The sequence below is a fragment of the [Muricauda] lutisoli (nom. illeg.) genome (genome assembly GCF_017313105.1).
GTDB classification, from domain to species: Bacteria; Bacteroidota; Bacteroidia; order Flavobacteriales; family Flavobacteriaceae; genus Flagellimonas; species Flagellimonas lutisoli.
Genome location: NZ_JAFLND010000001.1, coordinates 483,162 through 495,149 on the forward strand (window position 1 = coordinate 483,162; position 11,988 = coordinate 495,149).

Consider the following 11,988-nt stretch of genomic DNA (forward strand, 5'->3'; position numbering starts at 1 on the left):
TTTAAAGGGTGTCACAATTAAACTCTTGTTTCTTGCTCTGAACGGGAGTTCTGGATTTTTCACCTTTTTTGTTCTCGTTCAACATCATTCCGATCAATTGGTTGCGCTCCTTTTTGACGGTTTCCCTTAGCTCTTTGTCTTTTTCGATATCGAAATAAACTTTTCCTTCGATCAAGGTTTTTTCAGCTTTGGCGTAAACGGATAGCGGATGGTCGGTCCAAAGAACAACATCTGCATCTTTTCCTTCTTCAATACTACCTACTCGGTCGTCCAAATGAAGCAGCTTCGCTGGGTTCAATGTTACCATTTTCCATGCTTCGATTTCTGACATGCCTCCGTATTTTACCGTTTTGGCGGCTTCTTGGTTCAATCTTCTGGACATTTCGGCATCATCACTATTGATGGCAACGGTTACCCCTTGGCTGGACATGATGGCAGCGTTGTAAGGAATCGCATCGTTCACTTCATATTTGTAGGCCCACCAGTCACTGAATGTACCTCCGCCAACACCGTGTTCGGCCATTTTATCTGCCACTTTGTAGCCTTCCAAAATGTGGGTGAAGGTATTCACGCGGAAATCAAATTTCTCAGCGACCTTCATCATCATATTGATTTCGCTCTGTACATAAGAGTGACAAGAAATGAAACGCTCTCCGTTCAAGATCTCGGCTAATGTTTCCATTTCCTCATCGTGACGGTAAGGCTCACCGCTCTTTTTCTTTTCATCATACTCTTTGGCGCGCTGGAAGTAATCGATATATACTTGCTCAACGCCCATTCTTGTTTGTGGAAAACGGGAGTAACTGCCCCAATTGGACTGTTTTACGTTTTCTCCTAACGCAAATTTGATGAACTTGGGTGAATTGTCGAATACCATATCCTCTGCACTTTCTCCCCATTTCAATCTAAAAATGGCGGATTGCCCACCAATGGGATTGGCCGAACCGTGCAACAATTGGGCGGTGGTAACACCTCCGGCCAAATCGCGATAAATGGCAACATCCTTTGGGTCGATAACATCTTCCATTCGCACTTCGGCAGAGGAGTTTTGCCCGCCCTCGTTAATGGATAGCGCAGCAATATGTGTGTGCTCGTCAATGATTCCAGCAGTCAGGTGTTTGCCCGTAGCATCAACCACTGTGGCGCCACCTGCACGCAAGTCTTTTCCGACTTTGGAAATTTTTCCGTTTTTGATGAGCACGTCAGTATTTTCCAAAATGCTTTCGCCTGTCCAAACCGTAGCATTTTTGAACAGTATATTTTCTTGTTTTGGTTTTTCCTTGAATCCATATCCTACATTGGGGTAGGTAAGAGCCATGAGTTTTGGTTTCTCGGCAGCTTCTTTCTCTTTTGATTTTTCTTCAAAAGATGAGGTTTTGGTCATTATGGCCGAAGTTTCGTCACCATTTGGAAGAACCACGCTTCCCTTTATGGTTTCAGCGCCTGGTAAAATATGTGCTACCATTCTGTACGAACCAACATTGTCCCCACTGAAAGAGATGTTCAACCAATCTGAGGAATAATCTATTTTGGAGTCTACGGATTCATTCCCTTTTTTGATTTCGGCCTTTGGCTTATCGGCATCTCCTGTCAGAGAGACCTTATACGTGGTACCATTTACAGCAAGGTCGTAATCACCTCGGATATCGATAACATCCATGCGCTCTATGACGTTCTTGCTTCCTTGGACCCAGTTTTCGTAAAGGGTGGTCCCTTTGTCAAAAATATCGCCCGAAGTGATCAAAAAGTTAGCCTGGCTTCCAGCCTGCAGTGAACCGATCTCGTTGGATTTTCCTAAAATCGCTGCAGGAACGGTGGTCAATGCTTCCAACGCCTTGGTTTTGGAAAGCCCGTAGCTGATGGCCTTCATAATTTTCCCTTTCAATTCTTTCGGGGATTTGAGACCATGCAAGGTAATGGAGAAATCCACTCCGTTATCGGCCAATACTTTTGGGTTGGATGGCGCCAAGTTCCAATGTCTCATATCTTTCAAGGCGATGTATTTGGCCTGATATGGATTGGATACGTCGAATGCATCTGGGAAATTAAGCGGTAGGATCAATTTGGCATTGGTAGCTTTTATTTGATCAATGTGCTCATATTCGTCTCCGCCTGCCAAAATGGTATACTGGATACCGAAAAGATCTCCTATTTTATCAGCACGTAACACATTGCCGTTGTCACCAGCGGCATAAATTTGGGTCAACCCTTTATTGGCGATAAGCGCTTCCAAGGAACGGTCCTTTGTGTCCACATTACCCTTGCTGTACCAGTCCATATCGTAATACACTTGGCGCATCAGGGCCATTGCACCCATTAATGAGCCTGGATAGGATTGTCTGGAAGCACGGCTCTTTTCAAAGGAAAAGTATTGTCCAGACTTATCTGAGAGGATCCGTTGCGCTTCCGAGGCATCATCGTTCAAAGCCACCAATAGGCCGGTTCCTCTTGCGATACCATCTTCAATGTGGGCATTTATGGTTCCAAAACCCGCATTTCTCAGTTCCTTGGCTTCTTTTTCATCATAAATAAAGCTACTGATGGCATTATTTTCTGGCATAATGTGATCGTTCCAGTAAAACCCTTCTCGTGACGGACCATATTGTGCCGATCTTCCACTGCCACTAGCTCTTTTTGGAAGCTCCACACCAAATCCAGAAAACACATCAATGAATGATGGATAGATGGATTTTCCGCTCAAGTCCTCTACGATTGCATTTTTGGGAATATTTACGGATTTGCCCACTTGTACCACTTTGCCGTTTTGAATCAGCAACGTACCATTGTTGATCACTTGGGTGGGGGTCACATGGATTTTGGCATTGGTTAATGCCGTGTAATTGTTGTTTTTCTTTGCCTTTACACCGTCATTTATTGGAAAATAATCCTGTGCGAACAAAGAAACACTGCCCATGAAGAGAAACAGGGCTAAAAGTTTAAGTCTCATAAGGTTTGAATTGAATTAGTCGGTTTAAAGATAACCTTTGTGAAAGGACTCTACAAGTTTCGATCCTTCTGTAAACCCTGTTTTTGGTAGTTGATGATAAGTCCAACGACCGCATTGTAGCTTTTTATACCATCTTTTTGGTTGTTCACCTTTAAAAAAGTGTTGAATACGGATTTAAATACCGGTTCCATGGGGTTTTGATATTTTTCCCAAAAATCACGTAATTCATTAAAGTTTTCCTTTACTCCAAAGTTGATGGTCGCAACTATCTCATTGTATGTTTGTTCATCTTTATAATAAAGGTCGGAAAGGCAATATCCAAGGGCATGGTTGTAGGCCGAATATTTAAAATAAGGGTCCTTGCTCTGAGAGGTGACCAAGTAGCCAATGAAATTGGTGGCGCCCTCAGCGGAGTAGCCCAATTGATGCCCTACCTCGTGCCCGCTCACTGTAGGCAGCCTAAACTTTGGTGTAACCCCGTTCACTTGAGCCTCGTTGGTAAAAGGATTGAGGTAGCCACCGTATCCCATGAAGGTCAATGGAACGCTATAAATAGATGATTTTAAACTACGATGCTGATATCCAAAATCGGGATATTGCTCTGCAAAGCCGGCATAGGCTTCTTTCGTTTTGGCAAAGATTTCTTTTTTGGAGTAGGGGATATGAACGGGTGAGACTGTATCACCCGTGAGCTCTAGTTGATACTGATTTGTTTTTTTTATAATGAACTGCGTTAGTTCGACCAACTCATCGACCGTATATTCACGTTCGATTCCTAGTTTCCAGGTGATGGGTTGGCGATGATAGTTCATGCCCCAGAACAGGTGAAAGGCAAAAAACACGATGGACAGGACGACAATGATGTCTTTAAGAAAGAGGAGGGGTTTTCTTGTAATGCTTTTCCAGTGTTTGTAAATGTATCGAATTACTAAAATGACAGAGGCTGTGTAAACCAGATCTCCGAAGGAAAAGGGAATCCAACCGAAGAGGATTCTCAAAAACCCTGAAATGTAGCGGTAGATGCCATTGCTGTAATATTCTTCCACAAAACTGGGATAATGGCCCATCCACCTTACCAGTATAATTTGTAAAGGTAGGCCAATGGCGATTATAGTCTTGGTTTTTTGTGTCATCAAAAATGAAAGCAATAGGTTTTAAGATTCCATATAGTGGAGAGAACAAATAAAAAAAGCCGTACGGAAAAGTACGGCTTTTTTTAGTTATGCTTTTGGAATTTTATTGCTCAATTCCAACAATTTCTATATCAAAAACCAAAGTGGAACCGCCAGGGATGGGACCATAATCGTTGTCGCCATACCCAAGGTGTGGAGGGATGAACAAGCGAACTTTGTCTCCGACCTTCATGGTCAACAGACCTTCGCGGAAACCTGCTGCCAGTTGGGCATCCGGGCTATAGCTCATAGGAAAAGGCATGTAACCTCCTTGATCTCTCCTGCCAGGGTTCAATTGGTTGAATTGTTCCGCAATTTCTTGAATATTGCTATCGAACAAATCCCCGTTGAACAACCAACCTGCGTAGTTTACCAATACATTTTGACCTACTTTTGGTTGTTCTCCTTCACCTTCTTTAAGTTTTAGAATACGAAGACCGCTGTTGGTTTCCTCCGCTTCGTTGATCTGCTCAGTAAACTGGGCCGCCAAATCTTCCTTCATTTTTTTGAACGCCTCTTCTGCCGCTTTTGCTTCCTCGAAATAGTCGCTCATGATCTGAACGGCATCAAACTGCCTGGCTTCTTTGCCCTTGCGTACAATTTCCACATGGTCCATTACAACATCGGTAATGGGTCTGTCACCAGGTCCCGTTTCAACATTGGCAATGGAATCGACCACGTCCATTCCTGCCACAACTTCACCAAAAACAGTGTGTTTGTCATTCAACCAAGGGGTTGCCTTGTGGGTGATAAAAAATTGACTGCTATTGGTCTTTGGGCCTCTATTGGCCATGGATAGGATTCCTTTTTTTGAGTGTCTCAAGGAATCATTGAACTCATCTTTAAAGGTATAACCAATATTGCCGCTTCCACTACCGGTCGGATCGCCACCTTGAATCATAAAGTCCTTGATTACTCTATGGAATACGATGCCATCATAGAATTTCTTGTCCTTATATTCATCGTTTACAAATGGGTTCTTTCCTTCGGCCAAGGATACAAAGTTGGCGACTGTAACAGGAGTTTTTTGGTATTCCAATTGGATGATGATATCCCCTTTGTTGGTTTGGATATCAGCAAAAATACCATCGCCCAAATCGGCATACTTGCTCGATTTACATCCTATGATTACTAGTAGGAATAAGGGGATGATGTAAAATAACTTCTTCATTGCTTATAAATTTAGTTTAAACTGTCGTTTTCTATAATGATCGTATGTAATTCTACGGATGATTTAAGCGGCGTTTTGGGCCCAATGGCCTTATTGTCGCCTTGATAGCCATAGGCTAAAGGAGAAGGGAACAAAAATGTCACCTTCTCGTTTATTTTTAAAAGCTTCACTGCATTTTGGAGACCAGGGAACAATTGCTGTTTATCAATTACATGCGAGGTCGGTCCAATTTCTTCTGCCGTGTAAATAGTGTCATTTTTTAGGCTCATCAAATTATAGGAGAACAATATTTGATCACCAGTGTTTGGTTGATAGCTGGCTGTGTCGTTCTTGGTTTCGTAGTAGTACCAAAATCCATCCGGACTCGAAATATATTCATGAATCGTGTCCTTGGAAATAATCTCCTGTATCGCTGCTTCTTCCGCGGCCAATAATTTCTTGGTGCGTTCTATGGACTCTTTGTAAAAACTTCCCGATTTCACTTCTACGGGTCTTCTGGGTTCTGGACCCCCGCAGCTCGCAACGATCGCAACCAATAGAACAGCTAGAAAAAATCTCATGGGTTCAATTTGTCTTTATAAGTTTTTAAAATATCGTTGAATTTGGAAATTGTTTCTTCCATGCTGGTTTCACTTCTTCCACCCGCTGCATTGGTATGTCCACCTCCGTTAAAGTGTTCCCGTGCAAATTCGTTAACGGAAAAATCCCCTACTGAACGTAACGAAATTTTTATGATGCCCTCTTCTCGGTTTTCGATAAAAATGAGGGCAAAAATAATACCTTCCAAAGTTAGTCCATAATTTACGAACCCCTCGGTATCTCCCTTTTTAAAATTGTATTGGTCCAATTCGTCTTGGGAAAGAGTGATGTAAGCGGTCCTAAATTCAGGAAGGATGACCATGTTGCTCAAGGCAACGCCCAACAAATGCAATCGGGACGGTGAATTGGTGTCAAAAACCTTCTGGTGAATCTCCATATTGTCCGCACCCTTGTCAATAAGTTCGGCCACCACACGGTGCGTTTTGCTCGAAGTGGAACGGTATTTAAATGATCCTGTATCGGTCATAATGCCCGTGTACAGATTCGTAGCAATATCGGCATCGATTTGATCGGTTTCCCCTAATAATGCAATAAAGTTATATACCATCTCACAGGTAGAGCTCATGGTCACATCGGAATAGGTTACCTTGGCGTAGTCGCTCGGCTGCTGGTGGTGGTCGATCATAATAAAATCGGCCTCGGCTTCTTTCAAAACCGATTCCATTTGCCCAACACGGGAAAGGTCGTTAAAATCCAAGGTGAAAATAACCGAAGCCCCATTAATGACTTCTTTGGCCTTTGGATTTTCCCTTTCAAAATTGATAACGGTATCGTTTCCGGGCATCCATTTCAGGAATTTTGGATAGTCATTCGGTGCAACTACCTGTGCGGTATGCCCCATTGCCCTTAAAAATCCGTATAGTGCTAGGCAGGATCCCATGGCGTCCCCATCGGGGTTTCGGTGGGGAATGATCGCTATCTTTTGAGGTTGGGAAAGAATCGACTTTACCGTCGTGATATCCGCTGAATTCATGCGGCCAAATATACAATAATATAATAGAGAGGTAACTCGGTTTATCCGTATTTTTGATTTAGTAAAAACACATCATGAAGCTATTCCATATTTTTCTTGTTGCCTTGGTTTTGTTTTCTGCCTGTAAAAAGAAGGTGGAGAAAACAGCTGATATCGAAGCGCAGTCGACCCCTGATTTTGTGGTGGCCTTCGGCTCCTGCAATATGTCACAAGAACAAAATCCTTTTTGGGACGATATTTTGGCGGAAAACCCTGACGTTTGGATTTGGGGCGGGGACATTGTTTACGCAGACACGGATGATGTGGAAAGATTAAAGTCGATTTATGCCATGCAGGACACCGTTGCGGGATATGCCAAATTAAGAAATGAAGTACCTGTTATCGGGACTTGGGACGATCACGATTTTGGTTTAAACGATGGCGGTGCTGATTTCGCCATAAAATCCGAAAGCCAACAAGTGTTCTTGGACTTTATGGGTGTGCCAAAGGATAGTGAGAGGAGAACCCAAGAGGGTGTTTATACTTCGCATGAATATGAAGTGCCCGCAGGTAAGATAAAGGTAATCGTGTTGGATACCCGCTATTTTAGAAGTGAGCTCATTAAAGATGAGGATTCCAAAAAACGGTACAAGCCAACAAAGGATTCCACAGCAACCGTACTGGGAGAAGCCCAATGGCAATGGCTGGAAAACGAACTTAATGGCTCCGATGCTGATTTCAATCTGATCATGTCCAGTATTCAAGTGCTTTCGGGCGAACATGGGTTCGAAACTTGGGGCAATTTTCCTCTAGAGGTTAAGAAGCTGGAAAATATCATAGTGCGATCAGGGGCAAAAGGTGTGATTATTTTATCAGGTGACCGGCATATTTCAGAATTCTCCAGGGCCGATGTTGTGGGGCTGTCGTATCCATTGGTGGATTTTACAAGCAGCGGACTCACCCATTCTTACGCAAGCTTTAGTGGTGAACCCAATCAATATCGCGTAGGTGAGGTGATCTCCGAGAAAAGTTATGGTGTAATCACCTTTGATTTTGAGAAAAAGGAAGCCGATATGAAGATGAAAGGAGATAATGGGGTTTTGCTCCAAGAGTTAAAACAAAGCTATTGAGCCTTGTACCTTGGTTGAAAAAGCTTAAGTTTGCGCAAAATTTAAAAAAATGACTGGAAATAGGACTTTTACCATGATTAAGCCTGATGCCGTTGAAAATGGGTATATCGGGGCAATTTTGGATAAAATTACGGCTGCTGGATTTAAGATTGTGGCCATGAAGTACACACAATTGAGCAAGAGGGATGCCGAAATATTCTATGCCATCCACAAAGAGCGTCCATTTTTTGGTGAATTGGTGGAGTTTATGACAAGAGGGCCAATCGTTGCTGCCATCTTGGAAAAAGATAATGCTGTGGATGATTTCCGTGCGTTGATCGGTGCAACCAACCCAGAGGAGGCTGCCGAGGGAACCATAAGAAAATTGTACGCGGCAAGTATTGGTGAAAATGCGGTACACGGTTCCGATAGCGATGAAAATGCTGCCATCGAAGGTGCTTTCCACTTTTCAGGAAGGGAAATCTACTAAGCAAGATACAAGATATTTTTACTCAAGGCCACCTTTATTGGTGGCTTTTTTAGTTGTTGTGTCTGATACGGAATTTCCTCGGTAATTGATCGTGCGTTATGGATTTGGTTGGATTTCTCGCCGCTTCGCTTTGTCGAGATGAACTTTATGGAAGGTATCTGTCATTTTGAGCCAAGCGAAAAAATCCCTTGATTCAATAATTGATGGTTGTTCTCGACTGCGCTCGAACTGACATGGCAAATTACCTCAAAACCAGTTTTTTGACCAATTCCTTGCCCAGTTCCTCATTGATCATTTTAATGATCTTGGTTTTTCCCAAACTCAATTCCTCCCGGAGGACGGAAGAGGAGAGCGATACATAAAGTGTCTCGTTTTTGAGTTCAACGGCCGACGTGTAATTGTTCACCCCATTTCCCATTAGTTTTATCCAAGCTTCTTTGGCATCGACCTTATCCATACCTTTTTGGAGCTTGTTCTCTTGGATGAATTCGCTCAGTGCTTCGCTCAATGGAATGTGGGAACTGTGTCTTTTGGCCATTACTGTGGGATTTTTATAGGTTCAAAACGTTTGTACTTGTAGGTAACACCTTCTTGATTGGTAACAGAAAATGAAACCGAATCCAACTGCACCAGTTTTTCTTCCCACTCACTCATTTCGGTTGAATACCTTAGGATGTAAGTTTCGTTAGTTCTTGAGATCTCAAAATTTTCCACATCTTTGGATGTATCGTAAGTACCATCAAATTGAGGTTTCATTTTTTTTCGGTACCCTTTACCCTCTTTCAACTGGATGAAATCGATACTTGGGTTTATTCCATACTCTTTGATGGAACCATCAGGGAATTTCACTTCCGATATTTCCCAGTAACCCTTCAAGTAATGTAAATCTTTTTCATTTACAGATGAATCACTACAGCTCCAGAATAGTAAAACCAATAAAAAGGGAAGGATGCGTTTCATGATGCTACAAGGTAAATATTTTATAACTCTGATGAATGTTTTTGACTACATTTTCGGTTCGGTCCGCGTGTGTATCACTAATAAAGATCTGACCAAAATTATCGTCCTTGACCAGTCCAACAATATGGGATACCCTGTTTTCGTCAAGTTTGTCAAAAATGTCATCCAACAACAGAATGGGAGTGGTATCCGCCAATTGCTTGATGAAATGGAATTGCGCCAATTTCAAGGCGATCAAAAATGACTTTTGCTGACCCTGGCTGCCGAATTTTTTAATTGGATGGTCCGCAATAGTAAAGCTTAGGTCATCCTTGTGAACACCTACCGAGGTATACTGCAGGGCACGGTCTTTTTCAATATTGTTTTTCAGAAGATGCAACAAACTGTCATCGCTCAGTTGACTTTCGTAGGAAAGGTCGATTTGTTCATCTTTTTCGGAGATGTTTTGATACTGTTCCTTGAAAATGGGCAGAAAAGAATCAATAAACTCAACTCTTTTTCGGTGGATGGCCGTTCCCAGCATATCCATTTGTTCGTTATAAATGCTCAAGGTATCGGGGTCAAAAGTACGATTGGCCACAAAATACTTTAAAAGTGAGTTCCGCTGCGATACAACTTTGTTGTATTTAAGTAAGTTTTGCAGATAAACCTTGTCCGATTGCGAAATCACACCATCCATAAACTTTCTGCGGGTATCGCTCCCTTCCAAGATCAGATCGCGATCCGATGGCGAAATGATCACCAAGGGCAAAAAACCGATGTGCTCCGAAAACTTCTCGTAGGGTTTTCCGTTGCGCTTGATTACTTTTTTGGTACCTTTTTTAAAGGAACACAGGATTTTTTCGGTTCTCTCGTTTTTCTCAAATTCTCCCTCTATCACAAAAAAATCGGCACCGTGTTTTATATTTTGCGTGGAGACTGGGTTAAAGTAGCTTTTGCCAAAACACAAGTGATAAATGGAGTCCAAAACATTGGTCTTTCCTACCCCGTTATCGCCCACCAAACAGTTGATTACAGGGTCGAATTCCAACGTCTTGGAATCAAAGTTTTTATAATTGACTAAAGATAAATGTCTTAAAAACATAAAAAATTAGAGAAACGGTTTGGATTTAAAGGTGGCCCCTTAAAAAAGGGAATCCAAAAATAACGAATAAATTACCTTTTGGTTTTGGATAAAAACTTTATTTTTGCGCGACCAATTAAATGACGGATGGCAACATACAAGAAGAGAGGCTTTAAGCCAAAAAATAAGGAGGAGGAAGCTAGGATAGAGGAACACGACAGCACAACAGCTGAAGTTTTCAATACTTTGGACGAAAGTGCTTCCAAGACCGAAGAGTGGGTTCAGAAGAACCAGAACTATATTTTGGGCGTTATTGGAGTAATAGCCGTGGGTGTTTTGGCCTACTTGGGTTACCACCAATTCATCCAGAACCCTAAAGAAGCTTCTGCAGCAAACGAACTTTTTTACCCGCAGCAATATTTTGATCAAGCTTTGGCAAGTGAAACCGCGAAGGATTCATTGTTTACCTTGGCCTTGAACGGAGCGCAGGGTAAATATGGTTTCTTGGACATTATCGAGGAATACAGCGGTACCAAAGCGGCCAATTTGGCCAAATATTCAGCTGGTATGACATATTTGAACCTGAAGCAATATGATCAGGCCATTTCGTATTTGGAGGACTTTTCTTCTGATGATGATATAATGGGAGCTATGGCCAAAGGTGGAATAGGAGATGCTTTTTCCCAATTGAACCAGCCTGACGATGCTCTGGATTATTACGAAAAAGCTGTGGCACACAGTGATAATGAGTTTACGGCACCACGATTTTTGTACAAAGCCGGTGTTGTTGCATTGGATTTGGGTGAAAAAAACAAAGCTTTGGGGTACTTTGAGCGAATCAAGGAAGAATTTCCAGATTCACAAGAAGCCAATGGTGTTGACGCCCTTATTGGATTGGCGCAAAACTAAAACATGGCCACAGAGAACAAAAACTTATCTGTTTACGATAAAAACAAAATCCCAAACGCGAAGGAGCTTCGGTTTGGGATTGTTGTTTCTGAATGGAACGATGAAATTACAGAGGCCCTGTATCAGGGAGCAGAAGAAGCCCTTTTGGACTGTGGGGCTCTGGCTGAAAATATAATCCGCTGGAATGTTCCAGGAAGTTTTGAGCTGACTTTTGGTTGCAAAAAAATGATTCAAACGGAAAAAGTCGATGCCATTGTGGCCATTGGCAGTGTTATACGTGGGGAGACCAGTCATTTTGATTTTGTCTGCAGCGCAACTGCACAAGGCATCAAGGACTTGAATGTTGCCCACGATGTTCCTGTTATTTTCTGTGTGCTGACGGATGATAATATTGAGCAATCCAGGGCCAGGAGTGGGGGCAAGCACGGCAACAAAGGCACCGAAGCAGCTATAGCTGCCATTCAAATGGCGGTGTTGGGAAAGTAAAGGATAAGTTCAAGCCTAAAACATCAAAGGTTTCTAAAAATCCAAAAACCTAAAAATCCACAGGGGGTTGTTAACATTTTTTGGGACGATCGTCCGACCCTTTTTTTCTATTTTGAGTACCTTTGAGGT

The 11,988-nt window shown here is 42.4% G+C and carries 12 protein-coding genes; 4 read left to right on the forward strand and 8 right to left on the reverse strand.

Annotation, left to right across the window (positions count from 1 at the left end; translation table 11 throughout):
• Position 1 precedes the first annotated feature (1 nt).
• The 5 genes from J0X13_RS02360 to J0X13_RS02380 all read right to left on the reverse strand — a co-directional run bounded on the left by J0X13_RS02360 (position 2) and on the right by J0X13_RS02380 (position 6,863).
• Positions 2–2,947, reverse strand: a complete 2,946-nt coding sequence (locus tag J0X13_RS02360; protein WP_207069874.1) for an amidohydrolase family protein — start codon at positions 2,945–2,947, stop codon at positions 2–4.
• Between the two features lie 50 nt (positions 2,948–2,997).
• A complete protein-coding gene (locus tag J0X13_RS02365; protein WP_242535596.1) occupies positions 2,998–4,014 on the reverse strand; it encodes a DUF3810 domain-containing protein in 1,017 nt (338 codons plus the stop codon).
• A gap of 169 nt (positions 4,015–4,183) precedes the next feature.
• Positions 4,184–5,290, reverse strand: coding sequence for a peptidylprolyl isomerase (locus J0X13_RS02370; RefSeq protein ID WP_207069875.1), 1,107 nt, complete (start codon positions 5,288–5,290; stop codon positions 4,184–4,186).
• 11 nt (positions 5,291–5,301) lie between these two features.
• Positions 5,302–5,850, reverse strand: a complete 549-nt coding sequence (gldI, locus tag J0X13_RS02375; protein ID WP_207069876.1) for a gliding motility-associated peptidyl-prolyl isomerase GldI — start codon at positions 5,848–5,850, stop codon at positions 5,302–5,304.
• Positions 5,847–6,863, reverse strand: a complete 1,017-nt coding sequence (locus J0X13_RS02380) for a DHH family phosphoesterase (protein WP_207069877.1) — start codon at positions 6,861–6,863, stop codon at positions 5,847–5,849. The genes gldI and J0X13_RS02380 overlap by 4 nt, the downstream gene beginning before the upstream one ends.
• 74 nt (positions 6,864–6,937) lie before the next feature.
• Here J0X13_RS02380 and J0X13_RS02385 point away from each other — a divergent pair, with 74 nt between their 5' ends.
• Both J0X13_RS02385 and J0X13_RS02390 read left to right on the forward strand, forming a co-directional pair.
• Positions 6,938–7,972, forward strand: a complete 1,035-nt coding sequence (locus tag J0X13_RS02385; protein WP_207069878.1) for an alkaline phosphatase D family protein — start codon at positions 6,938–6,940, stop codon at positions 7,970–7,972.
• Positions 7,973–8,021: 49 nt separating this feature from the next.
• Positions 8,022–8,441, forward strand: coding sequence for a nucleoside-diphosphate kinase (locus J0X13_RS02390; RefSeq protein WP_163625778.1), 420 nt, complete (start codon positions 8,022–8,024; stop codon positions 8,439–8,441).
• 241 nt (positions 8,442–8,682) lie between these two features.
• Here the strand turns inward: J0X13_RS02390 and J0X13_RS02395 are convergent, their stop codons facing one another.
• From J0X13_RS02395 to recF, 3 genes are read right to left on the reverse strand one after another with little or no spacing between them, the layout of a single operon-like run.
• Positions 8,683–8,979 carry a DciA family protein gene (locus J0X13_RS02395; RefSeq protein WP_207027482.1) on the reverse strand — a complete coding sequence of 99 codons (297 nt, stop codon included), beginning with the start codon at positions 8,977–8,979 and terminating at the stop codon, positions 8,683–8,685.
• A complete protein-coding gene (locus J0X13_RS02400; RefSeq protein WP_207069879.1) occupies positions 8,979–9,401 on the reverse strand; it encodes a hypothetical protein in 423 nt (140 codons plus the stop codon). The genes J0X13_RS02395 and J0X13_RS02400 overlap by 1 nt, the downstream gene beginning before the upstream one ends.
• A gap of 4 nt (positions 9,402–9,405) precedes the next feature.
• Positions 9,406–10,485 (reverse strand): DNA replication/repair protein RecF, encoded by a 1,080-nt coding sequence (gene recF / locus J0X13_RS02405; RefSeq protein WP_207069880.1) that lies wholly within the window; start codon positions 10,483–10,485, stop codon positions 9,406–9,408.
• Between the two features lie 126 nt (positions 10,486–10,611).
• Between recF and J0X13_RS02410 the strand changes: the two genes are divergently transcribed.
• Together J0X13_RS02410 and ribH are read left to right on the forward strand one after the other, a co-directional pair.
• Complete coding sequence (locus J0X13_RS02410; protein WP_207069881.1) at positions 10,612–11,373, forward strand: tetratricopeptide repeat protein; 762 nt, start codon at positions 10,612–10,614, stop codon at positions 11,371–11,373.
• A 3-nt stretch (positions 11,374–11,376) separates the two neighbouring features.
• Positions 11,377–11,859 (forward strand): 6,7-dimethyl-8-ribityllumazine synthase, encoded by a 483-nt coding sequence (gene ribH, locus J0X13_RS02415; RefSeq protein ID WP_207069882.1) that lies wholly within the window; start codon positions 11,377–11,379, stop codon positions 11,857–11,859.
• Positions 11,860–11,988: the final 129 nt, after the last annotated feature.

Bases quoted from the DNA above. Each gene is read 5' to 3' on its own strand.
- ribH (WP_207069882.1), top strand. From the start codon at position 11,377: ATGGCCACAGAGAACAAAAACTTATCTGTTTACGATAAAAACAAAATC.
- J0X13_RS02380 (WP_207069877.1), bottom strand. From the start codon at position 6,863: ATGAATTCAGCGGATATCACGACGGTAAAGTCGATTCTTTCCCAACCT.
- J0X13_RS02390 (WP_163625778.1), top strand. From the start codon at position 8,022: ATGACTGGAAATAGGACTTTTACCATGATTAAGCCTGATGCCGTTGAA.
- J0X13_RS02365 (WP_242535596.1), bottom strand. From the start codon at position 4,014: ATGGGCCATTATCCCAGTTTTGTGGAAGAATATTACAGCAATGGCATC.
- J0X13_RS02370 (WP_207069875.1), bottom strand. From the start codon at position 5,290: ATGAAGAAGTTATTTTACATCATCCCCTTATTCCTACTAGTAATCATA.
- J0X13_RS02385 (WP_207069878.1), top strand. From the start codon at position 6,938: ATGAAGCTATTCCATATTTTTCTTGTTGCCTTGGTTTTGTTTTCTGCC.
- J0X13_RS02410 (WP_207069881.1), top strand. From the start codon at position 10,612: ATGGCAACATACAAGAAGAGAGGCTTTAAGCCAAAAAATAAGGAGGAG.
- gldI (WP_207069876.1), bottom strand. From the start codon at position 5,850: ATGAGATTTTTTCTAGCTGTTCTATTGGTTGCGATCGTTGCGAGCTGC.
- J0X13_RS02400 (WP_207069879.1), bottom strand. From the start codon at position 9,401: ATGAAACGCATCCTTCCCTTTTTATTGGTTTTACTATTCTGGAGCTGT.
- J0X13_RS02395 (WP_207027482.1), bottom strand. From the start codon at position 8,979: ATGGCCAAAAGACACAGTTCCCACATTCCATTGAGCGAAGCACTGAGC.
- J0X13_RS02360 (WP_207069874.1), bottom strand. From the start codon at position 2,947: ATGAGACTTAAACTTTTAGCCCTGTTTCTCTTCATGGGCAGTGTTTCT.
- recF (WP_207069880.1), bottom strand. From the start codon at position 10,485: ATGTTTTTAAGACATTTATCTTTAGTCAATTATAAAAACTTTGATTCC.